The organism is Rhizorhabdus dicambivorans, from assembly GCF_002355275.1.
Taxonomy (GTDB): Bacteria; Pseudomonadota; Alphaproteobacteria; order Sphingomonadales; family Sphingomonadaceae; genus Rhizorhabdus; species Rhizorhabdus dicambivorans.
On the sequence record NZ_CP023449.1, the window covers coordinates 2145230 to 2171569 of the forward strand.

Annotated in this window: 21 protein-coding genes, 3 pseudogenes and 1 other annotated feature; of the genes and pseudogenes, 19 read left to right on the forward strand and 5 right to left on the reverse strand. The window is 60.5% G+C overall.

The window, feature by feature from the left end; all coding sequences use genetic code 11:
* Positions 1-217: 217 nt before the first annotated feature.
* The 13 genes and pseudogenes from CMV14_RS10175 to CMV14_RS26460 all read left to right on the forward strand — a co-directional run bounded on the left by CMV14_RS10175 (position 218) and on the right by CMV14_RS26460 (position 12772).
* Entirely contained in the window at positions 218-1885 is a 1668-nt protein-coding gene (locus CMV14_RS10175; RefSeq protein WP_066964861.1) for an N-acyl-D-amino-acid deacylase family protein, read from the forward strand.
* Positions 1886-1975: 90 nt separating this feature from the next.
* The gene (locus CMV14_RS10180) at positions 1976-3169 is read left to right on the forward strand and encodes a lipid-transfer protein (RefSeq protein WP_238147249.1); all 1194 of its coding nucleotides are present in this window, start codon (positions 1976-1978) and stop codon (positions 3167-3169) included.
* The gene (locus CMV14_RS10185) at positions 3169-3630 is read left to right on the forward strand and encodes a MaoC family dehydratase N-terminal domain-containing protein (protein ID WP_066964862.1); all 462 of its coding nucleotides are present in this window, start codon (positions 3169-3171) and stop codon (positions 3628-3630) included. Before CMV14_RS10180 ends, CMV14_RS10185 begins: the two co-directional genes overlap by 1 nt.
* Positions 3623-4051, forward strand: a complete 429-nt coding sequence (locus CMV14_RS10190) for a MaoC/PaaZ C-terminal domain-containing protein (RefSeq protein ID WP_202820897.1) — start codon at positions 3623-3625, stop codon at positions 4049-4051. Before CMV14_RS10185 ends, CMV14_RS10190 begins: the two co-directional genes overlap by 8 nt.
* Before the next feature lie 21 nt (positions 4052-4072).
* Positions 4073-4900 (forward strand): SDR family NAD(P)-dependent oxidoreductase, encoded by an 828-nt coding sequence (locus CMV14_RS10195; protein WP_066964863.1) that lies wholly within the window; start codon positions 4073-4075, stop codon positions 4898-4900.
* Between the two features lie 32 nt (positions 4901-4932).
* Complete coding sequence (locus tag CMV14_RS10200; protein WP_066964864.1) at positions 4933-6075, forward strand: acyl-CoA dehydrogenase family protein; 1143 nt, start codon at positions 4933-4935, stop codon at positions 6073-6075.
* Positions 6076-6210: 135 nt separating this feature from the next.
* On the forward strand, positions 6211-7737 hold the full coding sequence (locus CMV14_RS10205; RefSeq protein ID WP_066965052.1) for a class I adenylate-forming enzyme family protein: 1527 nt from the start codon (positions 6211-6213) through the stop codon (positions 7735-7737).
* Positions 7738-7790: 53 nt separating this feature from the next.
* Entirely contained in the window at positions 7791-8561 is a 771-nt protein-coding gene (locus tag CMV14_RS10210) for an enoyl-CoA hydratase/isomerase family protein (protein ID WP_066964865.1), read from the forward strand.
* Between the two features lie 116 nt (positions 8562-8677).
* Complete coding sequence (locus tag CMV14_RS10215; RefSeq protein WP_238147250.1) at positions 8678-9583, forward strand: NAD(P)H-dependent flavin oxidoreductase; 906 nt, start codon at positions 8678-8680, stop codon at positions 9581-9583.
* A gap of 97 nt (positions 9584-9680) precedes the next feature.
* Positions 9681-11099, forward strand: a complete 1419-nt coding sequence (locus tag CMV14_RS10220; protein ID WP_066964870.1) for an aldehyde dehydrogenase family protein — start codon at positions 9681-9683, stop codon at positions 11097-11099.
* A gap of 182 nt (positions 11100-11281) precedes the next feature.
* Positions 11282-12101, forward strand: a pseudogene (locus CMV14_RS27120) (IS630 family transposase); the annotation flags it as partial.
* 46 nt (positions 12102-12147) lie between these two features.
* Positions 12148-12474 carry a 4a-hydroxytetrahydrobiopterin dehydratase gene (locus CMV14_RS27715; protein WP_083215915.1) on the forward strand — a complete coding sequence of 109 codons (327 nt, stop codon included), beginning with the start codon at positions 12148-12150 and terminating at the stop codon, positions 12472-12474.
* A gap of 70 nt (positions 12475-12544) precedes the next feature.
* A complete protein-coding gene (locus CMV14_RS26460; RefSeq protein ID WP_139114723.1) occupies positions 12545-12772 on the forward strand; it encodes a hypothetical protein in 228 nt (75 codons plus the stop codon).
* A gap of 33 nt (positions 12773-12805) precedes the next feature.
* Here the strand turns inward: CMV14_RS26460 and CMV14_RS10235 are convergent.
* Positions 12806-13255: pseudogene (locus CMV14_RS10235) on the reverse strand (transposase); the annotation flags it as partial.
* A gap of 45 nt (positions 13256-13300) precedes the next feature.
* On the opposite strand from CMV14_RS10235, the pseudogene CMV14_RS10240 reads away from it, so the two are divergent.
* Positions 13301-14528: pseudogene (locus CMV14_RS10240) on the forward strand (IS3 family transposase).
* Positions 13582-13698, forward strand: a sequence feature (AL1L pseudoknot). It overlaps the preceding pseudogene by 117 nt.
* A gap of 187 nt (positions 14529-14715) precedes the next feature.
* Here the strand turns inward: CMV14_RS10240 and CMV14_RS26705 are convergent.
* Both CMV14_RS26705 and CMV14_RS10245 read right to left on the reverse strand, forming a co-directional pair.
* A complete protein-coding gene (locus CMV14_RS26705) occupies positions 14716-14880 on the reverse strand; it encodes a hypothetical protein (RefSeq protein WP_176489074.1) in 165 nt (54 codons plus the stop codon).
* Between the two features lie 43 nt (positions 14881-14923).
* Positions 14924-15856 (reverse strand): NmrA family NAD(P)-binding protein, encoded by a 933-nt coding sequence (locus CMV14_RS10245; RefSeq protein ID WP_066965057.1) that lies wholly within the window; start codon positions 15854-15856, stop codon positions 14924-14926.
* Between the two features lie 72 nt (positions 15857-15928).
* Here CMV14_RS10245 and CMV14_RS10250 point away from each other — a divergent pair, with 72 nt between their 5' ends.
* Positions 15929-16756 (forward strand): AraC family transcriptional regulator, encoded by an 828-nt coding sequence (locus CMV14_RS10250; protein ID WP_066964876.1) that lies wholly within the window; start codon positions 15929-15931, stop codon positions 16754-16756.
* Positions 16757-16884: 128 nt separating this feature from the next.
* On the opposite strand, the gene CMV14_RS10255 is transcribed toward CMV14_RS10250, so the two are convergent.
* On the reverse strand, positions 16885-19233 hold the full coding sequence (locus CMV14_RS10255; RefSeq protein WP_066964879.1) for a TonB-dependent receptor: 2349 nt from the start codon (positions 19231-19233) through the stop codon (positions 16885-16887).
* Between the two features lie 710 nt (positions 19234-19943).
* Between CMV14_RS10255 and CMV14_RS10260 the strand changes: the two genes are divergently transcribed.
* A complete protein-coding gene (locus CMV14_RS10260) occupies positions 19944-21098 on the forward strand; it encodes an alpha-hydroxy acid oxidase (protein WP_066964881.1) in 1155 nt (384 codons plus the stop codon).
* 96 nt (positions 21099-21194) lie between these two features.
* Here the strand turns inward: CMV14_RS10260 and CMV14_RS10265 are convergent, their stop codons facing one another.
* Positions 21195-21998: a TetR/AcrR family transcriptional regulator gene (locus tag CMV14_RS10265; RefSeq protein ID WP_066964884.1), complete on the reverse strand. Its 804-nt coding sequence runs from the start codon at positions 21996-21998 to the stop codon at positions 21195-21197.
* Positions 21999-22494: 496 nt separating this feature from the next.
* Here CMV14_RS10265 and CMV14_RS10270 point away from each other — a divergent pair, with 496 nt between their 5' ends.
* From CMV14_RS10270 to CMV14_RS10280, 3 genes are all read left to right on the forward strand, one after another.
* A complete protein-coding gene (locus CMV14_RS10270; RefSeq protein ID WP_066964887.1) occupies positions 22495-23274 on the forward strand; it encodes an SDR family oxidoreductase in 780 nt (259 codons plus the stop codon).
* Between the two features lie 68 nt (positions 23275-23342).
* Positions 23343-24479 carry an MDR/zinc-dependent alcohol dehydrogenase-like family protein gene (locus tag CMV14_RS10275; protein WP_066964890.1) on the forward strand — a complete coding sequence of 379 codons (1137 nt, stop codon included), beginning with the start codon at positions 23343-23345 and terminating at the stop codon, positions 24477-24479.
* A 185-nt stretch (positions 24480-24664) separates the two neighbouring features.
* Positions 24665-26338: a class I adenylate-forming enzyme family protein gene (locus CMV14_RS10280; RefSeq protein WP_066964894.1), complete on the forward strand. Its 1674-nt coding sequence runs from the start codon at positions 24665-24667 to the stop codon at positions 26336-26338.
* Positions 26339-26340 lie beyond the last annotated feature (2 nt).

Here is a 26340-nt window from a genome sequence, read left to right on the forward strand (position 1 = left end):
GTCCACGCCCGGATCGTCGCCGGCCATGGCGGGTCTGCCGAACTGCTGGTTCGACTCCGGCATGGCAACGGCGTCGAGAGCTCGATCGTTCTCAACGAAGAAACGGGTCTGAGATTGATGAGGAATTGCGGGGCGTCCCATGTGGACGATCTCGCGGGCCAGTCGTGGCGGTGGATCGTGCAGGACGATTGCGGCCCGGATGCTGGGGAGTGAAGCTATGTTCGATGTAATCGTGCGCGGCGGCTTGGTGGTCGATGGCACGGGCGCGCCCCCGTTCCAAGGCGATGTGGCCGTGAAGGACGGCAAGATCGCAGCGGTGGGCCTCGTTGAAGGCGAGGCTCGCCATGTGTTGGAGGCGCAGGGCCGGGTGGTGGCGCCGGGCTTCATAGATCCGCATACCCACTTCGACGTTCAACTTCTCTGGGACGGTGCCGCCAAGCCCTCGCTTGAGCATGGTGTCACCTGTGTCGTGCCCGGCAACTGCTCGCTGTCGCTGGCCCCCCTCAAGGTTGCCGATCGCCCCGCGGTGATAGGCATGTTTCAACAGATCGAGGAGATGCCGCCCGAAGCGTTCACCGTCGCTTTCGAATGGACCTGGGAAGATTTTGGCGGTTACCGGAAGGCGTTGGAGAAGGATCTTTCGATCAATGTCGCTCCGCTGGTCGGGCATAGTCTGATCCGCTTGTGGGTGATGGGGTCTGCCGCGCAGGAGCGCGCCGCGACTGCCGACGAGATTACGGCGATGCAGGAAATACTGCGCGAGTGCCTTCGTGCCGGTGCCATCGGCCTTTCCACCAGCTTCGTGGATGTGGACGAAAATAACCGCCCTGTTCCCAGCCGCTTCGCACAGTTCAAGGAAATTGATGCTCTCTGCGCCGTGCTTGGTGAATACGATTGTATATTACAGTGCGTACCCGAGTTCTACGCTACCGATATTACAATTGCCCGTATCGATCAGCTGGCCGAGCTTTCGATCAAGCACGATATTCGGACGACCTTCTCTCCGCTTTTCGACACCTTGGAGGTGCCTGACAATGCCGAGCGATCGATCTCCCGCGTCGAGGAACAGTTTGCGCGTGGCGCGCGGGTGTGGCCTCAGATGCAGACCCGGCCGATCGACATATCCTTCAGCCTGCTGCGACCCAGCCTTTTCGTGGCCGGCATCACGCGCTGGATACGGACGCTTCGGTTGCCATTGGCCGAACGCATGGCGGCCTTGCGCGATCCAGAAACGGTTGCCAGGCTGGTTGGATATGCCGGCGCGGACGGTGGCGAGGCGCTTATCGGTCATCTGATCGCGCGCGGCGGCGACGCCTGTCCGCCGGAGCTGATCGGCAAGACGCTCTCGGAAATTGCCCGAATCCGCGGGGAGGCGCCGGCGTTGGCGCTGATCAATCTGAGTCTGGAGCATGGACTGGACGTGGCCTTCCTGAGCGCAGGCCAGGGCCATCAGTCGACCGCTCGGATCGGACCGATGCTGGCCCACCCGCTGGTCCATGTCGGCGCGAGCGACGGCGGGGCGCATCTTTCGTCCTTCGCCACCTACGGCGACACCGGTTATTTGTTCTCGGAATTCGTGCGCAAGAGCGGGGTGCTTTCGCTTGAAGCCGCTGTGGCCAAGATCACCGGCGAGACCGCGGATATCTGGGGCCTCAGGGATCGTGGCCGGCTCAAACCCGGGCTCGCCGCAGACATCGTCATATTCGATGCCGATACGATCGATCGGGGCCAGGAGGTGCCTGTCTATGACGTGCCGGGCAACGGTATGCGCTACGTTCGAACTGCGACCGGCATCGATACCGTCCTGGTGAACGGCGAGATCGCTTACACGGGCGGTAACTACACGGATGCCCACGCCGGAGTGGTCTGCGTCAACCGCAGCTAGGACGTCATATCAACCCGGCGTTCGTACGCGCCGGTTCCACCCGCCATCGCAGCAGGCGGCGGATCATTTCATTTTCGGAGGAGCGTTAAGTTGGCGGTATCGGATCAAGACGTGCTGATCGCCGGGGTCGGAATGATCCCGTTCACCAAGCCGGGCCAGAGCGCACCCTATGACGAGATGGGCAGCACTGCAATCCAGCTGGCTCTTCAGGACGCGGGCATATCCTATGATGTCGTCGAGCAGGCCTATGCGGGCTTCGTATATGGTGACAGCTGCTCGGGACAGCGGGCCATCTACCGTACCGGCATGAGCGGGATCCCGATCGTCAACGTCAACAATAATTGTTCCACGGGCTCCACGGCGCTGTTTCTGGCGCGCCAGGCAATCGCAAGCGGCGCCGCGGAATGTGTGCTCGCCGTCGGTTTCGAGGAGATGCGGCCGGGGGCGCTTGGCAATGTTTTCGCCGACCGCGTTAGCCCGTTCACGGCCTTCGATGACGCCTGTGATGCGCTTGTGGATGTCGACTTGCCGGTCGCGCTGCGTTTCTTTGGCGGGGCGGGGCTGGCTCATATGGAGAAATATGGATCGACGCTGGCCGACTTCGCCAAGGTCCGGGCTAAGGCGAGTCGTCACGCGGCGAACAACCCGCTGTCCATTTTCCGTAATATACTGACGGAAGAAGAGGTTCTGGCGGCGCCGGTGATCTGGCCAGGCGTCATGACCAAACTGATGGCATGCCCCCCCACTTGCGGCGCGGCGGCTGCGATCCTCGTGTCAGGCCGGCTTGCGCGGCGCCTGGGGCTCCGGACGGAAGTCAGGATCGCGGCACAGGCGATGACCACGGATCGTCCGAATACCTTTGAAGCAGGCGATATGATGTACGTGGTCGGCAAGGATATGACGCGGCGCGCGGCCGAAGCCGTCTACGAAGCCTCCGGCGTCGGTCCTAAGGACATCCGTGTCGCTGAACTCCATGACTGCTTCGCGCACAACGAAGTCGTGACCTATGAGGGCTTGGGCCTGTGCGGCGAGGGTGAAGCGGCCAAGTTCATCGCGGACCAGGACAACACCTATGGAGGCCGCGTCGTGACCAATCCGTCCGGCGGCCTGTTGTCGAAGGGGCACCCGCTTGGCGCCACCGGGCTTGCCCAGTGTTTCGAGCTGACTCAGCAACTGCGGGGGGCCGCAGGCGCGCGCCAGGTCGAAGGCGCGCGGCATGCCCTGCAGCATAATCTGGGTCTCGGCGGTGCGTGCGTGGTCACGCTCTATGAGAGGGCGGCCTGATGAGGATCGATGCTCAGCGGCATATCGGCGTGGTCTCCGAACCCCGCGTCGTGGAGGTCGAACGCGGCTTCCTGAAGTTCTTTGCGAAAGCCACCGGGGAAACCAATCCGATCTATTTCGACGAGGAGGCAGCGCGGGCTGCCGGGCATCCCGACATCCCTATGCCGCCGACCTACATGTTCAGCCTGCAGCTTTCGGCGCCTGCTGCGGTCGGTGACGTTTTTGATCCCGTGAACGGCATGGGGATCGATATGCGGCGTGTGCTGCATGGGGAAGAAAGCTTCACCTATCACCAGCCCGTCTACGCCGGCGACCGGCTGGAACTCGTCACGACGACGACGGACATTTACGAAAAGAAGGGGGGCGCCTTGCAATTCATCGTTCAGGAGACGCGCTGCACCAACAGCGATCAGATACTGTGCATCGAAGCGCGTCAGGTTACGGTGGCACGCAATGGCTGACGCCGTCATGACGGTGCCGGAGACCGTCTTCGAAGGGCAGGAATTGCCCGAACATATCTGCGGGCCAATCGATCGCACCATTCTGGCGCTGTTCGCGGGAGCATCGCACGATCATGTCAAGCTGCATATCGACAGCGATTTCGCCAAGGGCGCCGGAATGGACGATGTATTCGCCCATGGCATGCTCGTCATGGCCTATCTCGGCCAGTTCCTGACACGTTGGCGACCGCAGCAGAACATACGCAAATGGAGCACCCGCTTCGTGGCGATCACGCCGGTTCATGCCACGATCCATTGTCGCGGTCGGATTGCCGAGATCATCGAGCAGGATGGGGAACGTCTGGCGCGGGTAAAGCTGGGTGCGTGGACCGACAAGGACGTCCAGACGGTCGATGGTGAAGCGCTCGTAGCGCTCGGGTGATTTCCAGAAGGGATAATTAAAATGGGTAAGCTGTTGGGCAAGGTCGCGATCGTTTCCGGATCCGGCCGCGGGATCGGGCGCGCCACGGCCCTGAAGCTTGCGTCGGAAGGTGCAAGCGTGGTCGTGAACGATCTCGATCAGGAGCCGGCTGACGAAGTGGTCGGCGCGATCCGGGCGGCTGGCGGATCCGCCGTCGCCTGTGTGGGCAGTGTGACGGAACCGGACTTTGGCGAGCGTTTCGTCAAGGCCGCGATCGATAGCTTTGGTGGCCTCGATATCATCGTCAACAATGCGGGCTATACGCTGGACGGCGTTATCCAGAAGCAGGGCGATGAGCAGTTCCAGGCCATGCTCGACGTGCACGTCCTGGCCCCGTTTCGCATCCTGCGCGCCGCTTCCGAGCCGATCCGGATGTTCCGAAAGGCCGAGACCGAGGCCGGGCGGGAAGTGATCCGCAAGGTTGTCAACATCTCGTCGATGGCTGGTACGCGCGGCAATGCGGGCCAGATCAACTATTCTTCGGCCAAGGCCGCCGTCGTTGGAATGACGAAGACGATGTCCAAGGAATGGGGGCGGCACAAGGTGTGCGTGAACTGCATCGCCTTCGGCCTGATTGAGACGCGGCTTACCAAGTCCAGCGACAATCCCGAAACGAAGATCGAGGTCGAGGGGCGCACGATCCAGGCAGGTATTCCGGCGGTGGCGCTGAAGGCGATGTCCGATCTCGTACCGATGGGCCGGCCGGGCACAGTCGAAGAGGCTGCCGGTAGCATCTACATGCTATGCAGCCCCGACAGCGACTATGTAAGCGGCCAAGTGCTGGAGGTGGGCGGCGGGATCAGTCTCTGATACCGCGGGCCTCATCGGAAAGGAAAAGGGCGATGCTCGCCACCGACAGTCGCACGATCTACGACGTGGATCTGGAGATTTTCCGCGACCAGGTCCGGAAGTTCCTGGACCGTGCACATACTCCCAACCTGGATAGATGGGAGCAAGAGGGTATCGTCGACCGGGAGTTCTGGCGGGCGGCGGGCGAAGCGGGGCTGCTCTGCCCGACCGTCGCTGAGGCCTATGGCGGGCTTGGCCTCGACTTCCGCTACAATGCCGTGATCGACGAGGAACTATATTACGCGGGCTCGCCGACGCATCTTTGCCTTCAGTCGGATATCATCGTCGATTATATCGAACGCTACGGTTCGGAAGACCAGAAGCATAAATGGCTGCCGAGGATGATCTCGGGCGAAACCGTCGCCGCCATTGCGATGACCGAGCCCGGTGCCGGCTCCGACCTCCAGGGTGTGCGAACCACCGCGCGGCGTGAGGGCGGCAACTATATTATCAATGGCGCGAAGACCTATATCAGTAACGGTCAGAACGCCGATCTGGTAATCGTGGTCGCCAAAACCGATCCGGACGCTGGCAGCCGGGGGATATCGCTTATTCTTGTCGAGGCGACGCGCGAGGGGTTCACGCGAGGTCGCAACCTCGACAAGATCGGGCAGAATGGCGCCGACACCTCGGAACTATTCTTTCAGGATCTGTGCGTACCTGCGGCGAATCTCCTTGGGGAGGAGGGCAAGGGCTTCGGCTACCTGATGGCGCAGCTGCCGCAGGAGCGACTGAGCATAGCGGTCATGGCCCAGGCCAGCGCGCAACGTGCTTTCGACGAAGCCGTCAAGTTCACCAAGGAGCGGAAAGCCTTCGGGCAGACCGTGTTTGATTTTCAGAACACGCGTTTCACGCTAGCCGGGCTGAAGGCAAAGATGCAGGCTGGCTGGGCCCATCTCGATTGGGCAATGGCGCGTCACTTGCAGGGAAAGTTGACCGCTGCCGAGGCCTCCGCCGCCAAGCTGTTCCATACCGAATTGCAGTGGGAGGTCTGCGATGCCGCCCTGCAACTGCATGGCGGCGCGGGTTACATGAACGAATATCCCATCGCCCGTCTGTGGCGCGATGCGCGTGTGCAGCGGATTTATGGCGGTACTTCGGAGATCATGAAGGAGGTCGTGGCGCGCTCGATCTGACAGAAGCGGACGGCTCGTGACGCTCGCGCGACGCGTGCAGTGAGGGAAAATCTGGCGTTGCGGATCGCGATGCCGACAAACAGGCCATACTGGTTCGGGCTGGCTTCCTGGATCGCGATGGCAAGGAGATGATTGGTGCAGCTTACCCAAAGCCTTAGGCGCAACGCGGAGCTTTTTCCCAGCCAGGCCGCCCTGATCTGCGGTTCGCGTGTTACGACCTGGGCCGAACTGCAGCAGCGCGTCGCCCGTCTGGCGGCGGCGTTTCGCGCGGCGGGAGCGAACCCGGGCGATCGGATCGCCATGCTCGCCGTCAACAGCGATCGTTTCGTGGAATGCTTGTACGCGGTGTTGTGGGCCGGCTGCGTCGCGATACCGTTCAACACGCGCTGGGCCGAGGCGGAGATCAACTTTGCTCTCGAGGACAGCGAACCGGCGATCATGGTTGTCGATGCGAATTTCGCCGGATGGGCATCGTGGTTCGCCGCGAGCGGCGTTGCCGTGTTCGGCTGCGAGGATGGGCTGGGCGTGCCGTCGATCGGCGAGCTCGTCTCGATGCATGAGCCGATCCCGGAAGAGGGCGGCAGCGGCTGCGATCTGGCGGGCATCTTCTACACCGGCGGCACGACGGGGCGGGCCAAGGGGGTGATGTTGAGCCATGCCCAGCTGATCACCGCCTTTCTGGCCGCTCAGGCCGTCACGCAGTATGCCTCGAACGCGGTCGTCCTGCATATCGCGCCGATGTTCCATATCGCGGGGGCGGGCATGTTGTTCGGCATGACCATGTTGGGGGCGACACACGTCATTCTCAGCAGCTTCGACCCGGCCACGACGATCAAGTCCGTCGAGGAGCATCGGGTGACGGTGATGCTGCTGGTGCCGACGATGATCAGCATGCTGTGCGAGAGATTGCGCCAGCAGCCGGCCGATATGTCGAGCATCCAGCGTCTGACCTACGGTGCGTCGCCGATATCCAGCGCGGTGCTCGAAGCGGCGATGGAATTGTTGCCGAACGCCCGTTTCGTGCAGGCCTATGGCCAGACCGAACTTTCGGCGTGCCTTACCGTGCTTGACCACGAGGATCATCTCGCCGGTCGCGGCCGCTCGGCCGGTCGCGTGGCGCCGACGATGTCGCTTCGGATCGTCAACAGGCAGGGCGAGCCGGTGCCGGTCGGGGTTGTCGGCGAAATCGAGGCGCGCGCGCCTGGCGTGATGCTTGGCTATTGGAAACAACCGAATCTCACTGCCCAGACAATCGTCGATGGGTGGCTCAAGACCGGCGATGCTGGTCGCGTTGACGAAGCAGGTTATCTCTATCTGGAGGATCGCGTGAAGGACATGATCATCACCGGTGGTGAGAATGTCTATTCGGCCGAGGTCGAGAATGCGCTGATGAGCCATCCGGGCGTGGCTCAGTGCGCTGTGATCGGTGTGCCGGACGAGCGCTGGGGTGAGCGGGTGCACGCCATCATTCAGACTCGCGAAGGCATCCCGGTAACCGAGAGCGATCTCAAGGCCCATTGCGAGCCTCTGATCGCGAACTACAAGCGGCCGAAGTCGTTCGAGCTTCGGGCCACGTCGCTTCCCTTGTCCGGCGCGGGCAAGATCATGAAGGCAGAGCTCAGAAGGCCTTTTTGGGAAGGGCGTTCCAGACAAATCGGCTGACACCGCATGGTCCGGCTGAGGCCGGCGATCATCTGGTCGAGGGGTGGCACAAGATGGATATGCTGCGGGTGGACGATCTCGGTGGCGGGCTGCAACGCTTCACGCTCAACCGGCCCCACCGCCTGAACGCGCTGGATCAGCCGATGGTGGAAGCGCTCCTCGCGCATTTCGAATCGCTCCGGCGGAACCGGGATGTCCGCGTGGTTATCCTGCATGGCACGGGACGGGCTTTTTGCGCTGGCGGCGACCTGAAGGCGGTCGGCAAGCCCGAAGCCCTGCAGGACGGCTTGCGGGGCGACTGGGTCTTGCGTGACGTGATGACGGCCATGCGCTCCTGCCCGCAACCTTTGATCGCTACGGTTAGAGGAGCCGCCGCCGGTGGGGGGATGGCCCTCGCGCTCAATTGCGACGTGATCGTGGCGAGCGAAAGTGCCGTTTTCCATCCGGTGTTCATCTCGATCGGGCTCTCAGGCACGGAGCTAGGCATCAGTTGGCGCCTGCAGCGGACAATCGGCCTGTCCAAGGCGCGCGAAACGCTGCTTGCCAATCGGCCGATCCGCTCGGCCGATGCACTTCGCTGGGGGCTTGTTTCCGAAGTCACCAGCGAAGAGGACCTGGATGGATATGGCGAGGCCTTGGCGCGAGAGATGCTGCCAGCGGCTCCGGACGTGCTGCGCGTCAGCAAGCGGTCGTTCGATGCGTCGCTGGAACAGCCGAGCTTCGCGGCAGCGCTCGAGGCGGAGGAGCGCAACCAGTTATTGATGGTCGTGCGGGACAAGGGGCGGATTCCCCTTTTCACGCCGGCCTGCAGATCGGGAGCTTGAGGAATGACGGACGGTATCAACGCGCGGCTGGCGGGACGTCCGGCGATGGTGGTGGTTCCATGAGGAATCGCCTCACGGAGCTCCTGGGCATCCGATATCCGATCGTGCAGGCGCCGATGAGCTGGATCGCACGATCGCGGTTGGCGAGCGCCGTTTCCAATGCCGGTGGTCTCGGCATCATCGAAACATCCTCCGGCCGCCTCGACGAGGTGCGGGAGGAAGTGCGGAAGATGAAGTCCCTGACGGACAGGCCGTGGGGAATGAATATCGCCCAGGCGTTCGTGCGCGATCCCGACATAGTGAGCTTCGTCGTCGATCAGGGCGTGCGCTTCGTTACCACTTCGGCGGGCGATCCGGGCAAATATTGCGATGCGCTGAAAAGCAGGGGGCTCACCGTCTTTCACGTGGTTCCCTCGCTCGCCGCCGCCGAGAAGGCGGTCGCGGCCGGGGTCGATGGCCTCGTGGTCGAGGGGGCTGAAGGCGGCGGCTTCAAGAGCAGTCGCGAGGTCTTCACCATGGTCCTCTTGCCGCTGGTCGCGTCCAGGGTGAATGTGCCGATCATCGCCGCTGGCGGAATCGCGGACGGACGTTCGATGGCCGCTGCCTTCGCGCTGGGCGCCGAAGGGGTGCAGATGGGCACCCGCATGGTCGCGGCAAGCGAAAGTCCGGTCCACCAGAACTGGAAGAACGCCATCGTGAACGCCCGGGAAACCGACACGGTCTTCCTGAACCGCCACGGGACCGGCCCGGCGCTGCGTGCGCTGCGCACCGGCAAGACCACGCAATATGAAGTCGAGCCTCCCGGCAATATCATGAGCGAATTCGACCATGCCCATAAGCTGTATTTCGGCGGGGACATGGAAGCTTCGATCGCCGTGACTGGCCAGGTCATGGGCAGGATCGACAGTGTGAAGCCCGTGGCGGAAATTCTCCAAGATACGATGATCGAATTCGAGACCGTCATCACCGGCCTCGCGCAGCGTAACGGGCTTGGCCCCGATCCGTTGTGCGCCAGCGGCTAGGCGACGACCGGCACACTTCACACCTTGACTCGCCACGGGCGTTATCCGAACCTACCGTTCGGTAGAATTAAAGAAAAAGTCTTCCAGGAGCTTCACCATGAACTATTACGCCGACTATGCTATGACCATCAACGGCCGAGCGGTCTCCGGAGCGGCCGAGATTGAGGTCATTAATCCAGCCACCGGCGAAGTGTTCGCCACCGCCCCCGATTGCACGGCCGAGCAACTTGATGAAGCCGTTGAAGCGGCACGCGTTGCGTTCAGAAGCTGGCGGAAGGTTCCGATCGCCGAGCGCCAGGCCCTCGTGGCGAAGGCGGGCGACCTTCTGATCGGGCAGGCCGAGGATATGGCGCGCCTTTTCACGCGCGAGCAGGGCCGCCCCGTCGAAATGGCCAAGCAGGAGATCATCGGGGCAGGCAAATGGATGAAGCAGGTCGCCAAGCAGACGCCGCCGGTGCATGTCTCCGAAGACAGTGACAGGCAGTTCATCGAAACGCGATATGTTCCCCTGGGTGTTGTCTGTGCCATTACGCCTTGGAATTTCCCGGTCAATATGGTGGCTTGGAAGCTGGCGCCGGCGCTGGTGGCCGGCAACACCCTGGTTCTCAAGCCTAGCCCCTTCACACCCCTCTGCACTTTGAAGATGGGTGAGTTGTTCCGCGACATTTTTCCGGCAGGCGTCTTCAACGTCATCACAGGCGGTGATGCGCTTGGGCCGATGATGACGGCGCATCCGGGATTCGCCAAGATCAGCTTCACGGGCTCCACCGCTACCGGTAGGCGCGTCTTGGAAAGCGGCGCTGCCGACCTCAAGCGGGTTACGCTCGAGCTCGGCGGAAATGACGCGGCCATTGTCCTGTCGGATGTGGATCTGGATGCTGTCGCTCAGAAGATCTTCTTCGGCGCTTTCTACAACAGTGCTCAGATCTGCGTGGCGACCAAGCGTCTCTACGTACATGAAGATGTTTACGAAGGGTTGCGCGATCGCCTGAAGACGATCGCCGAGGGAACGAAGGTAGGAGACGGCGCCGAGCAAGGCACCGTCCTGGGTCCGATCCAGAACAAGCGGCAATATGATCGGGTCGTGGAACTTCTGGAGGATGCGAAGTCCAACGATCTGACCTTGATTCAGGGGCGCGCCATTCCGGATAATGGCGGCTACTTCGTTCCGGTAACCATCGTCGACAACCCGCCGGAGGACAGCCGGGTGGTGCAGGAGGAAGCTTTCGGCCCCATTCTGCCAATGTTGAAATTCCGTGATATCGACGACGTGATCGATCGAGCGAACGCCAGCGAATATGGCCTGGCGGGAGCCATATGGTCGAAGGACACCGACAAGGCCATGGAAATTGCGCGCCGGATGGAGACCGGCACCGTTTGGATCAACCAGAATCTCAATATTCGCCCTGATACACCCTTTGCCGGCCACAAGCAGAGCGGCTTCGGGATCGAGCACGGCATGGAGGGGCTCTTGGAATATATGGTGCCACAGGCGGTTCACCTCTCGAAGGGATGATGGCCAAAAGGGGGCCATCGGTGTTGGGTCCGGGCGTTCCTTTGCGGGAAGGACCGCTCGGGCCCAGCTTTCCGGCTCCGGCCCTCCACCCTAGGGTCATTCCGTGTTTGAAGGAATCGGAGGGATTCCCAAGAGGGAATGAATGTGATTCAAGCTGTCCACTGGTGAGGAGGCCAGGATGGATGAGGCCATTTTCCCGAGATTTGCGAGAGCGCTTTGGACGGGCACTGGATCGGGGTCTGTCGGCCCGAGCTGCGGCGGATTTGTTCGAGGTCAGCCCGGCGACGGGGGTTCGGTGGGCACAGGCATGGCGTCGGACGGGAGCGATCGAGGCGGGCAAGGTCGGCGGCCACAAACGTTGCAAGCTTGAACCGGAACGCGAATGGCTGCTGGTGCGGATCGCCGAGAAGGATGTGACGCTCCAGGAACTGCGGGCGATGCTGCGCGAAGAGCGGGAGGTCGTGGTGGCGTGCGACACGCTGTGGCGCTACCTCAAGCGGCTGGGCAAGACGTTTAAAAAAGACGCTCTTCGCCAAGGAGCAAGATCGCCCGGACGTTGCCCGCCGCCGCGCCCGCTGGTTCGCGCTTCAGCGGCACATAGATCCCAAGCGCCTTGTCTTCATCGACGAGACCTGGGCGAAGACCAATATGACGCGGACCCACGGCTGGGGCGACAGGGGCAGGCCGCTCATCGCCAAGGTCCCGCACGGCCATTGGAAGACGCTGACCTTCATTGCCGGTCTACGCCATGACGGCATCGTGGCACCGTGCGTGATCGATGGACCGATCAACGGCGACAGCTTCACCGCCTGGGTCGAACAATTCCTGATCCCGGCGCTGGAACCCGGCAGCATCGTGATCATCGACAATCTCGGCAGCCACAAAGGTAGCCGCGTCCGCCGGTCGTTGCGGGCGGCCGGCATCAAGCTCCTCTTCCTGCCGCCATATTCGCCCGATCTGAACCCGATCGAGCAGGTTTTCTCCAAGCTCAAGCGCCTGCTAATCCACTCGCCGACTTGGATGTCGGCGCCACGATTAAAGGTGCTATATGGGAAATATTGTCCGGTCATTTGCTTGGAATGCACGCAATTTAGAACTGGCGCAGCTGGCTGAATGGAGGTTTGATCCCGAAAGGAATGCGCTCTGTCGCCGTCTTCTGTTCAACGACTTTCTCGATGCTCTGTCATTCATGATGCGAGTAGGAATCGAGGCTGAGCGTACGGAATATTATCCTGAATGGACTCAAACTCAGGAGAGTGTGGAGATACGGCTGCCCATTTCCGGACTGGAAGACGATGCTATCCAAATGAGTGTGGACTTCGCCGGCCTGATCGACGCGCTCGCGGGCAGAAAGGCGAGCATTATTAAAGCATGAATCTGCAGAGCTAAATGTTCTCGGGCGGTGAAAGTCATGGGGCATGCTCGGTGCCAAATGCAGCTGTCCGATGTCGTTCCGGGTCTTCGGGTCAACACCACCGGCGGCAACGGCTGTGCGCGATTCTGCGTTGGTGAAGCACCAATCTAATACCGCAGCCATTATCGATCCCGCCAGCTTTGAAGATGACGTCAAGCCTGCTGGGGCGTACGAGAGCGACTCAATGCCTCAATATTTAGGGGCGGCTTTTGGGCCTATTCTGTTGAAAAACTCGGTTGCGCGAGCTTTTGGGGTGTGATCCGCGATAGATGCGAGTGGCGTTCCGCGCCTGTCAGGCCAGTGCGGGGCCCGCCATGGGAATGATCTTGGCCATTTTGCGCAGGTTCTGGGCTGCGGCGGCCAGGTGAAACTCGTCTCTTGCACCATTCGGCCCTCTCAGGCGCAGACGATCCAGTTTCAGGATGCGCTTGAGGTGGGCAAACAGCATCTCGACCTTCTTCCGCTGGCGGCGTGACGCAAGATAAGCGTCTGTGGTGGCGATATCGCGTGCCAGGTCGCGTGCGCCTTCGTGGATTGCTAGAGTAACTTTGTGAGCGGGCATGTTCGGGGTGCATTGCTGTCGCAGGTCGCAGCTCTGGCAGTCCTGCTGACGCGCGCGGTAGCGGATCGATCCGTCCTTATTCACACGATCGCGTGGGGTGCTGAAATTACGATTAGATCGGCGCAGGCGGTTGCCAGCCGGGCAGACGTAGCTGTCGTCTTTATGGTCATAGACGAAGTCGGTGTGAACCGCCCCGGGATTGTCGGAGGCCCCAAAGGGGCTATGATGAGCGAGACGACGAACAAGTTTGCGCCGGAGGTACGTGCTCGTGCGGTACGGATGGTGCTGGAGCACGAGAGCGAGCATCCGTCGCGCTGGGCGGCATTGGTTTCGATCGCCGAGAAGATCGGCTGTTCGGCGCACACGCTGAACGAGTGGGTGAAGAAAGGGGAGGTTGACAGCAGCAGGCGTGCCGGGGTCCCGACCGAGTTGGCGGATCGGCTGAAGGCGCTGGAACGCGAGAACCGGGAACTGCGGCAGGCGAACGAGATCCTTCGCAAGGCCTCAGCTTATTTTGCCCAGGCGGAGCTCGACCGCCCGTTCAAGCGATGACCGCCTTCATTGACGAGCATCGTGGAGATTATGGGGTCGAGCCGATCTGCCGGGTTCTGCCGATCGCCCCATCCACCTATCATGACCATGATGCCAAACGCCGCTACCCGTCGCGGCTGTCAGGTCGTGCTCGACGAGACCAGGCGCTGAAGCCGGAGGTCGTGCGGGTCTTGGCTGAGAATTTTGGTGCCTACGGTGTCCGCAAGGTCTGGCGGCAGATGCGGCGCGAAGGCTTCGACATCGCCCGATGCACGGTCGAGCGGCTGATGCGCGATCTCGGCCTGCAAGGCGTGATCCGGGGCAAGCCGATACGCACCACGGTGAGCGACAAGGCAGCACCTGTCCGCTCGACCAGGTCAACCGGCAATTCCATGCGCCGGCGCCGAACATGCTGTGGGTCTCGGATTTCACCTACGTCGCGACCTGGGCCGGCTTCGTCTATGTCGCCTTCGTGATCGACGTCTACGCCCGCTACATCGTGGGCTGGCGGGTCAGCAGGACAGCCCACGCCAGCTTCGTGCTGGATGCCCTGGAGCAGGCTATCCACGAACGGCGCCCTGCCCATCGTGGTGGCCTCATCCACCACAGCGACCGCGGCAGCCAATATGTGTCCATCAAGTACACCGAGCGCCTTACCGAGGCCGGGATCGAGCCGTCGGTCGGCAGCGTCGGCGACAGCTACGACAACGCCTTGGCTGAGACGATCAACGGGCTTTACAAGGCCGAGGTGTTCCACCGGCGTGGCCCGTGGCGGTCCTTCGAGGCCGTCGAGTACGCCACACTCGAATGGGTGGACTGGTTCAACAACCAAAGGCTGCTCGAGCCTATCGGGAACATCCCGCCCGCCGAAGCCGAGGAGCGCTACTACGCCATGCTGGACGATGTCCCCATGGCCGCATAATTTAAACCAAATAGCCTCCGGCAGTCCCGGGGGGGGCAATATTCGGTCCGGCCGAGTCCCTTTCTCGGAATAAGCCAGCTGCTCTCAAGGAATGGGAGACGGACGGTCATCATGAACGCTGTTCGGACGCGCAAGCTGGTGAGAATCACAGCTGGCGGCGCCAATCCTGGATGTGACGGGGGCGCGTCTACGGTGTGCCCATCGACATCCATCCCGGCACTGCTTTTTCGGCGACCAAGCTCACGAAGGCGCGCTTTCTCGTTGGCAGATAATTGCCGATAGCGATGAGGGAATCGACATCCTCGCCAAATATCGGCGCACCGAAGGACAGCGCGACCAGTTTGGCCGGCATGGCGCAAGTGGCTGTACACGTCGATTTCGCTAACCTGGCAACATCATCGTGAGCTCCACGTTAGAAAGGTCTCCGGCTTGACGCCGTTCGTCCGTGCCTTCTCGATCAGCGGCTTGAGGGTGTTTTTGGCGAATTCTTCCATTGTCGTGCGCAGCGCAGGGCGATCATCCTGAAACGCAACACGCCCATCGTTGAGAGCCGCCAGGGTGTTGTTATCATAGACCCAGCGCTCCAGGGTTCCGAACCTCTCGCGATATACCATCTCGACCTCGCGATCGCTTCTGTCGACGAAGCGATAGTCCACCTCTCTGCCAAGTACCCGTCCGATGATCGCGGCGATCTCGGTCATGGTGTAGTCGATGCCCAGTTGCCTCACGGATCGGTGCTGGTCGGCTGGCGAGTCGAACTCTTTTGCCGCGAGGTCCGCGATGTCCTGAATGGCAACCCAAGGCGTTTTGACGTTGGGGTCTAGCGACCAGCCGATTCTGTCGTACTGCGCGATCGAGTCGATCCACCCGAACAGATTCTCCATGAACCAGCCCCCCTGCAGGTGCACCAGATTGATGTCGCGCAGTCGGTTGAGGATCTGATCGAGGATATGGAAGGGCTGGAAATGGCCGGTGTTTCCGCTGACATCGGATCCCATTCCGGTCAGGCTCACGGCAAATTTCACCGGGGAATCCCGGAGTGCGTCGAAAAACCGAAGCGCCACCGCAGGGTAATGCCCGTGAAGGTCCTCCGCCTCCCAAATAGTCTTGACCATCAGGAACGCAGCGTCGGCATCTTCGAAGAACCTGTCCAGTTCTCCGGCGCCTGTGTCGAAACTGCCAATGAACGGTTCCGCTCCTTTCGCGACAAGCGCATCGAGGGCAGGCCCTCCTCTCGAAAGAGCTTTGATGGAATGGCCTTTGGCCAAGAGGTTCTCGGTAAGCTTGGCGCCGATCCTGCCGGTCGCGCCAACCACGGCGACACGCATGTTCATCTCCTGAAGTTGCTGAACCAGGATTCTAGAGGATTGCCCCATGAGTAAAATTGGAGATAATGCCATATGATCTCGAAATCGGGCCAACCTTCGAGCGAACCACCGCCGTGCAGTACGGCCATCGATCTGAGCCTCTCGCATGCGCCGGCGATGGCAATCAGGATGGACTTTGCCGATTACGAAGCCGAGGGGATTCAGCACCAGCATCGGCAGGGTCAACTGATCCTGGCGCTGCATGGCGCGGTTACCTGCAGAGCGGAAAATGGGGTCTGGATCGTTCCGCCGGACTGCGGATTTTGGATACCCGGCGGCGTTCCTCACAGCAATCGGGTCACCTCCAATGCTCGTCTGACATATCTGTTCGTCGAGCCCGGCGCGGCCATGCTTCCGGCGGAGTGCTGTACGCTCTCGATATCGCCGATGCTTCGGGAGATGATACTTCGGGTGGCGGAGCTGTCGGAAAATGATGCGCGTGACGCGCATGTCGATCGGCTCATGCGGGTCATGCTCGATGAGCTGGCGCTGATGCGGCGAGGTGGGCTGGAGCTACCCATATCCGACCATCCAAAGATCGCCTCGATCGCCGCGGCTCTTTTGGCGGATCCGAGCGACCGCCGAACCCTCGGCCAATGGGCCGAGCATGTCGCCGTCAGTGAGCGATCGTTGAAGAGGCTCATGATCCAGGAGACAGGATTGAGCTTCGGCCGTTGGCGGCGTCAGCTCCATCTGGTCATCGCGCTGCGGGAACTGGCCGGCGGTGCGACGGTCCAGCAGGTGGCGGGCGACTTGGGGTATGAATCCCCGACGGCCTTCATCGTCATGTTCAAGAAGGCTCTCGGGACCACGCCATCGCGTTACTTCGCCGATCGTGCATTGAGCGCGGAACAGGCGTGAGACACTGCCAGTTCAAACATCCAGCATCGAAAAGATATTCGGGATCACCCTTGCCACCGTGACAAGCATCGGGCTTCGCTGCGATGACAACGAAGCCCGATCACTTGCGCGCAGGTGCAGCGACGATGCTACATCCTGAAGCGGGCGGTCACGCCATATGAGGCGGGCATTCCGGCGAAGCTCGTGACGAAATCCGCTACTTTCTTCGTGCCCGTCGTATAATATCGATCGGTGACGTTGCGTCCCCACAGTTCGACAGACCAAAGCCGGTCGGCTGCTTCGATCCCGACCCGCAGATCCAGCAAGATATAGCCGGGAACATGATAGGTCGCCTCGTTGAGCGCCGCGGCCGCCGTGCGGGCCAGCAACGCATTGAACGTGCTCGTCCGACCGGTCACGCTGGCGCCGCCATAGCCATTCAGCCGCTCGTTGAGGGCAAAGTGATAATCGACGCTGGCCGTGCCCTGCCACTTCGGTGTCAGCGGGAACGCCTCGCCGACGAAGTTGCCGGCATCTCCGAACGGCCCGGTCGGTTGAACCGGATTCCTCTGAACCCTGGTGGAGACATAGGTGCCGTTCAGTGCGAAGCTCAGTCCCGAAAAGGGGCCCGCAGAGAGAGAGGCTTCCGCGCCAGCCACGCGGCTTTTCGGGATGGACACCAGCGCGGGCAGGACGCCGAAGATCAAGTCCTTCTTCGCGCCCAGGAGTTGCTTGTCGCCGTAATCATAATAGAAGGCGGCGCCGGTGATGTCGATCTTGCGGGCGAGCCTGAGCTTCGCGCCCAGCTCATAAGCAAGCACGGATTCCTGGCCGATCGGATCCTTCTGCGTTGCGAATACGCCGAAGATGGTCGGAAAGCTGCCTGACTTATATCCCTTCGTCACATTGGCATAAACCAGCATGGTGCTGCTCGGCTTCCAGTTCAGGCTCGCCCTGTAGGATACATTGTCCTGATCGAGTGAATTGTTGATGATCTGGAGCCCCTGGCCCGAGCTGGATATGGCAACACACCCGCCCGGAGCGATGTTCGTCCGCAAGGCGTTATTGGCCGCCGCCGCCAGGTCGCCTGCGCCGGTATCGCTGACACAGCCGATATAGCGCCTGTCTTCCTTCGTATATCGCATCGAACCCTGAAGCGTCAGCTGATCGGTGAGCTTGAAATCCACGCTGCCGAACACGCCGCGTGATTTGATACGCTGATCGTTCGTATCGATATAGCCGTTTATGAGCCGGCCTGCGAGGATCGCGCTCGACGTGATCAGTGGCGAGGCGTACTGGATCTCGTGGACATGATCGCGCTTATAAGTACCTCCCAGCATCCACTTGATACGGCTGCCGACATCGCCGCTGATCCTGAGCTCTTGTGAAAATGTTGAGATGTCGCCGACATCCAGGGAAAAGGCATTGGCAAAATTCGTTCCGCCATAGTTGATCGGAATGCTTTGGTGATATTTGACGTAAGATGTCAGTGATGCCAGATGTATATTTTCCGTCAGATCGAACTCAAAATCTCCCGCGAAGGAATACATCCAGTTATCAAGACGATAGTTGAAATCAAGCGGCCAGGCAGCTAGGCGGGCATCATGCGGCGCCGCCGGGAAGGTGGCGACGGGGAAGGGTACGACGCGTGCCGTCGGGCCGGTCCTTGCGGGGGTATATTTTACGAATTGGGGCTGCTGCGCGTCCGATCGATCCCGCCAGCCATTGGCAGTCAGCAGAAGGCTCACCCTGTCCGATGGCGTCCAGAACGCTGAAATGCGACCGTTCAGGAAGCGCTTGTCGCCCAGTCGTTCGTTGTTGAGATAGCCTTTCTGCCAATCGCTCCGATTTTCCGTCCGCGCAGCGACCCTGAAAGCCAGCATGTCGCTGACCGGGCCGCTGATATATGCTTCGCCATCGGCCTGGCCGAAGCGGCCATAGGTAAAATCGGCGCCCGCCTTCAATGTCTGCGTCGGTTTGGCCGCGATGAAATTGATCGCGCCGCCGGTCGAATTCTGCCCGAACAATGTCCCCTGCGGACCCTTCAGCACCTCGACGCGCTCCAGGTCGAGCACCGAGCCGCGCGACATCGGCGAAAAGGACAGCGGCTGCTGATCCATGTAGATCGACACGGCGGGAGATACGCCCAACGTGCTGTCGTTGAAGCCGATACCGCGGATGAAATAGACCGGATTGCCGAAAGCTGTGTTCACCGTTGTGAAGCCGGGAACGATTTTGACGAGGTCCGCTGCGCCCGTGATGCCCGCCGTCCTCAGCTGCTCGCCGGTGGCGGCGTTGATGGACAGGGGCACTTCGCTGAGCCGGTCGGAGCGTTTTTGCGCGGTGACGATGATGTCCGAGATACCGTCGGACGCCGAGCTCGGAGCAACGTCGGGCGTGGCCGCCGGACCTTCGGAGGGTGGCGCCGCAGCGATGGCCGCGCTCGCCAGCGTCGGCAGCGATATGGCGGACAATAGCATGGTTGAAAACCTCGACATCCGTTTACTCCCCTCTTATGGGCAATGTTTACCATGCCCTTAAAATAATTGTTGCGATGATAAGGTAATCCAGAATTATTAGAGGATGGCTGTCCCGATTTATATTCGGGACCTATATTTGGAGCGTCGTCGGACGAGCATCATGATTTGTCCCATGACATCGCGATATCATGCGGCGCTCGAGTAGCTTCTCTAAAACGACTCGGTGCGCGGGAGCATGTGCGGATCGCCATCGGAACATCCTCATGTTGCGCATTTCGTGGCTGAATACCCATTCGATGCACTTGATTTGTCCATGGAGTATTAATTTCTGACTTTAAAGTCAATAGGCGGTTTTAATGTCGTGACACTGGGCATCGTCCGAAATGGCTATGCCGAGCGCCGCCTCTTGTGGAACTCGCGCGCAAGGCACTAGTGTCAGCACGTGAGATAGGTTCTGCGGGCTCTCAGAATATTGACCTAAAAGTCATGATATTAATCTCAAAATAGAATTAATTGACGGTTTTGAGCTGTCGGGCTAGATCGATAGCCCTCGGCACAATTCCGGAAGTCGCATCCGGAGCAAGAGCGGGCCCCCAGCCTTGGTGAAGGCGGGCGCTCGCTATGTGGCGTGCACCAGGGCATCGGTTTGCGATTCCGCACGGCTTTGCGACGAACGGGCGGGGGGCGCGTTCGGCTTGGTCTCACGGCTTATAGGAGAGGGGGGGGCAATGACCCGCTGGCACAATATCGAAGCCCTGAAGGGAAGCGCTCGGGCTGTCCTCCCGCGCCCTATATTCGACTATCTGGATGGCGGTGCCGAAGACGAACTGGCGCTGCGTCGGTCGAGTTCCGCCTTCGACCGGTACGATTTGTTGCCCCGGATGCTGGTAGACGTATCGCGTACCAGCACGGAAACCGAAATCTTCGGACACAGCATACCGTTTCCGCTGATGCTCGCACCGACGGGGTTGACGCGGCTCTTTCACAAGGATGCGGAGCTCGCGGTGGCCCAGGCGGCGTCCGCTGCCGGAATACCCTATTGCCTGTCCACCCTCGGCACCACGACGATCGAGGAATTCGGGCGTGCGCTTTCTGCGCCGAAATTATTTCAGATCTATATCTTCAAAGATCGAGGGCTGACCGAGGAGTTCGTCGAGCGTGCGCGCGCCGAAGGTTACGATGGTCTGGTTCTGACGGTCGATACGCTCGTGGCCGGCAAGAGGGAGCGTGACATCGTCAATGGCCTTTCCCTTCCGCCCCGGCTGACTCCCCGAGGATTTTGGGGATTTGCCATGCGGCCCGGCTGGTCCATTCCCGCGCTGTTGGGGCGGAAGTTCGACTTCGTCAACGTGGCTCATCGCGTTGCGGCACTGTCCGGCGACCCCATTTCGCTTCAGGATTATGTCAGCGGCCAGTTCGATCGCTCGCTGACCTGGAAGGACGTGGAGTGGTTGGCAGCCCGTTGGGGTGGTCCATTGGCTGTAAAGGGCATTTTGCGCCCGGATGACGCAAAACGGGCGGCCGATGCAGGCGCTGACACGGTCATGGTATCCAATCATGGAGGGCGGCAGCTGGAGTCCGCCGCTGCGCCACTCGATCAGATCGCTCCTATCGCCGATACTCTGGACGGACGCATAAAGATCATATGCGATGGCGGCATTCGGCGAGGTTCGCATATCTTCAAGGCGCTGGCTTTAGGTGCCGACGCCTGTTCGATCGGCCGACCATATCTGTACGGTCTCGCTGCGGGAGGCAGTCGCGGCGTGGAGCGCGCGATCACTCTGCTGCGAGAGGAATTCGAGCAGTGCATGATCCTGGGCGGTGCGAGCAGTCTGGGCGAGTTGCGCCGCGAGATGATCAGGCCGTCTGCAGCCCCTTGGTAGAAGCGGGCCTGGCCTTCCCATGGCCGGGCCAGCGCATCTGGCGGTCGCGCGGTCGCAGCCGCACGGGTTCGGCCACCAGGCGTTGGATTCGATCAGCTAGGCATCGGCGCCGGCATTTCGTGCCTTGCGTTTCGATGGTAGCGCCACCGTTTTTCGGGGGGGGAGGGCCTTCTTTCCGAGGGGCGCGGGCTTTTCAACCCGATTGGTCGCGACAGTGCCTCGGCTGAGAAGTCCCAAAGGGGCCGCCTGCATCGGATAGGCCGGAACAGGCGGGTAGGGTGCCAGCTTTTCCGGGCGCGTTGCGAGCGAGTGCGTCAGCAGGTCCAGCATCTGGTCCGCGATATCTTCGATGCTCACGCGACCATCGGGCGAATACCAGGACGAGATGCCGTTGATCGCGCTCATGATGGCATAAACCGTGATTTTGGGATCACCGGCGCGGAGGCTCCCATCTTCGACACCTTCCTTCAAGAGGCCGACAAGCGTAGCCTCCATCGCATCGCGTCTCGCCACCACGACGGCGCGATCCTCCGCGCGAAGCGCATTCACATCGAAGGTGAGGCCCCCGACGCCAGCCTGCCCGTACATCCATATGATGAAGCATCTCAGGAGGAGACGGAGCCTGTCGATGCTCAGGCCCCCAGCTTCGCTGGCGAACTGCGCAGCATATTCGCCAAGATCGAGTGAGATCTTGTGGCATTCAAACAGGATTTCCTGCTTGTCCTTGACGTAGTTGTAGAGCGTCCCCTTCGAGATGCCCAGTACCTTGGCGACAGCATCAAGTGAGGTATTGTGGAAGCCCTGCCGCGATATGATCCGCGCTGCCTCACGGATCACCGCATAGCGCTTGTACGCCTGAATTTCTTCATTTGTCTGAAAGCCGTTTTCCCAGCGAGGCATGGGCTACCTTTTGATTGCAGAATATGCTGATTGTCGGGGTAAATATATGATACTTCCACGTCAATAGCATAGCCTGCCCGGCCGTTTTCAATCCAGGCCATATTGGCAAAATATTCCGGGCATCCTGCGGATCGGTGAGGCCTGGCTGGCCTGCGGTAGCACCGGTCTGCCTTCGCCGGCTCGCCGACGCAATATAGGCCCCCGGCATCCACATCTGCGCGAATCTGGTCACCGATCGGGAGATGTCAGACACGTTGCCGAGGTGGTTTCGATGCCCGGATCGGTGCGGGCAGGGGTCAAGCACACGAAGGCCCCTGCGTCGCCAGATCTGCTCGTTTAGGATATTGACTTCATAGTCAGATAATAATATTCATAGGTCAATATAACGGTGGCGGGACTGCTATCATGTGCCCGTTGTCCGTCAGGCTCGGGCGCAAATCGGCAATCTCGAATATTGCCAGATTGCACAGCGCTTAATGTGACGCAGGGGAGGGAAATGGATCTGCAGCTACTGGGAAAAACGGCGGTCGTTAACGGTGCGAGCCAGGGTATCGGTTTTGCGATCGCACGTCGTCTCGCCGCAGAGGGGGCCGATCTCCTCATCAGCGCGCGAAAGGAAGCCGCGCTGATCAGTGCGGCTGAACAGATCAGCATGGAAACCGGCCGCAAGGTTCGAGCGGTGGTCGGGGATCTCCGCATGGCCGATGGCTGCGACACTATCCTGGCGGCCGTGCATGAGTGTGGTGGAGCCGACATCCTCGTGAACAACGGCGGGGCGCCCCCACTTGGAGCGGCGCTCGATTTCGACGATTTGCGCTGGAGCCGCGCCTTCGAGCAGAACCTCCTAAGCGTGGTTCGAATGATAAGAGGCGTTGTTCCAGCGATGGCCGCGCGCGGCGGTGGAAGCATCGTGAATATAACCGCGCTGTGTACACTCCAGCCGATGCCCAATTTTGGACTGTCGGTCTCTACCTGGGCCGGGGTGCTTGGCATCGCCAAGACATTGTCTCTGGAACTCGGGCCCAAGAATATTCGGGTAAATACTCTGTGCCCCGGTCTGATCGACACCGCCCGTGCTGATCTTGTTGACGGGCCGGTCAGCAGCGGGCCCGGCAACAGCGAATTGCAAGAGGCTCTCAAATCAATTCCGCTCGGGCGAAAAGGCGACCCTGCGGAGATCGCCGCCGTGGCTACGTTCTTGGCATCGCCGCTCGCCTCCTATGTTACGGGAACGACGCTGGCCGTCGACGGAGGTATAAGTAAGAACCTCATATAGGTTTGCCTTGGCTTTATTGCCCGCGGCTCACTCGCAGCCAAATGATCTGATTGAGAGGAACAATTGCAATGGACGGCGAAAAGTTCACATCGGTGGGTCTTCGCACATTGATCACCCCAGAGGGCGAACTGCTTCTCACCTTGGAAGAGGAGTCTATTGGAGACATCTCGCCCGACGAGGTCGTCATCCGGGTTGAGGCCAGCTCAATGAATCCGACGGACATCGGCCTCCTTCTGGGACCAGCGGACTTGGCAGAGATGGCGGCTATCTCGCACAATGGGCGTCCGGGCTTGCGCGCGCCGATCCCTCCCGAGCACATGAGTTCGCTGGAGTTGAGATCGAGAATCGGCAAGTCGTTGCCCGTCGGAACTGAGGGAGCCGGTACGGTTGTTGGAGCGGGGGAAAATGCCGTCGATTTGATCGGAAAGACCGTCAGCACCATGAGCGGGGGAATGTATGCCGGCTTTCGGCGTGTGAACGCTGGTGCATGCACCGTTCTTCCAACCGGCACGAGCGCCAAAGACGGCGCCTCGATGTATGTGAACCCGTTGACCGCTCTGTCCATGATCGAAACCATGCGCCGCGAGGGGCACGAAGCTCTTGTTCACACGGCGGCGGCTTCAAATTTGGGCCAGATGCTGAATCGCATCTGCATCAACGATGGTATCCCGCTCGTAAATGTCGTCCGTTCCGAGGAGCAGATCAAAACCTTGCGGTCGATCGGCGCCAAATATATCGTTAATTCGAGTGCCCAAACATTCTTTCAGGATCTGAAGGCGGCCATCACCGCGACGGGGGCGACATTGGCATTTGACGCCGTTGCCGGAGGATCGATGGCGGATACCATTCTTCGCGCAATGGAAGACGCCCTTGGCGCAAGCCAGACTGCATTTAGCCGCTACGGAACAGCGATTCTGAAGCAAGTCTATATTTATGGCTCGCTCAATCCTGAACCAACAGTTCTGACGCGAACCTATGGATCTTCTTGGATGGTCGGCAGATATTTGGTGTTGAACGCCCTGCAAAAATTCGGAGAGGAAACGACACTTTCGTTAAAGAATAGGATCGTTCGAGAATTATCCACAACCTTTGCCAGCAGTTACAAAGGAACACTTTCTCTCAACGACGTCGTTAATCCTGATTTTGCAAAAGAATATACGAAGAAGTCAACCGGCAGCAAATTCCTGGTGCATCCGTCGCTTTGACTGCAGTCCTCGGGCCATGCCCCGCCTTGACTTCATCTCGGTTGATGACCGGGTGAGCGAATTGAGGCGCAGAGATCGAGCCCGGCCGAGGAGGACGGCTTCGACGCCGGCGGGCCCGCGCTTCGCTTGGAATCCAGCTCTCGCGGTATCGCTTAAGCGGCGGGAACTCAAAGGAGAGGTTACTGATGGCGATCACTCGTAACGATACAATCCTCACGCCGGAAATGATCGAGAAGTATACCGCTGCCGGCTATTGGACCGAGAGAACGCTGGCCGATGTGTTCGATCAAAATGCCAAGGAGATTCCAGACAAGATCGCCTACAGCGACGGCCGTTCACAAGTGACATGGAGCGACCTGTGGCGGATCAGCGGCGAAGTCGCCTCCGGGCTTTCGCGTCGCGGGGTTCGGGCGGGAGATGTGGTCGCCGTGCAGCTTCCGAACCGGGTCGAGTTCGTATTCATGCTGGCCGCGGTCGTTCGCCTGGGTGCCGTCTTCTGCCAGTATCCCCCGGACTATCGCGCGGGCGAGGTCGAGTTCATCCTCCGTTTCTCGGAAGCGCACACGCTCGTGGTGCCGGATCGGTTCCGGGATTTCGACTTTCCCGAGATGATCGATGGTCTTCGGGATCGCCTTCCTCAGTTGGTGAACACGGTCGTCGTTCCGTTGGGCGCGGCGCCGGCGAAGCCTGTTGGAGACGGTTGGGTTACGCTCGACCAGCTCCGAGAAGAGCGCGACGCAGCGGACCCCGAACCCAACCATCCCAGAGATGCTAACGAGGTCATGCGGATAGCGTTCACCTCCGGCACCACTGGTGAGCCCAAGGCGGTGATGCATACGACAAACACGACGTTGTTTTGTCTCGAGCACGCAGCGGAGTTGCTCAAGATCGACCGCGATGCCAATGTTTTGGTGTTGATGCCCGTCGGTCTGAATATGGGGTTTGCTACGGTGGTTTGCGCCGCTCTCGCCGGCGCGCGCGCCATCTTCATGGAGAGATTCAATCCCACTATCACCTTGGACCTGATTGAAAAATACAAGATCACGACATTTACGACCCCGCCTACCGCCCTCGTCGCAATCCTTAACGAGAAAAGCCTCAACGATAGAGATCTTTCCAGTTTGCGCCTGGTACACACCGGAGGACAATCCACACTGGTGAAAGTGCTCAAGGAGGCGAATGAGCGGCTGGGCTGCCCGGTTATCGATATTTACGGGATGCTCGAGGTAGGTTTGACCTCGAGCACGGACGGGGCGGAACCCTATCAGGAGTGGGTCGGTACGGTCGGCCGGCCTTACCCCTTTATGGAAGTCCGGATTCTTGGCCCGGACGATCGCGACGTGCCGGTCGGAACAGAGGGCGAGATCGTGAAATCCGGTCCCACCATCATGGTCGGTTATTACCGGAATCCTGCCAAGAACGTCGAAAGCTGGACCTCGGACGGTTGGTTCCGATCCGGAGACCGCGGCTATATCGATCATGCAGGCAGGCTTACCATCTCGGGTCGATCCAAGGATATGATAATTCATGGCGGGGCGAACATATGGCCGCGCGAACTCGAAGAAATACTGATCAAGCATCCGAAGGTCGCCGACGTCGCGATGATAGGCATTCCCGACGATTATTACGGCGAGAATGTCTGTGCTTGCATCATAACGAAGGATGGCGCCGATATCAGCTTGCAGGACGCCATCGATTTTATGAAGTCTGAGGTGGCAAAGTATAAACTTCCCCAACATCTCGAGATTTTCTCGGCTTTTCCGATCGGCCCTACCGGCAAGGTTGTCAAACGAGAGTTGGCCGTCGAGGTGGAGCGTCGCCGCACAGCGGCAGCGAAGGGCGAAGAAGCGCCGGTCTGATC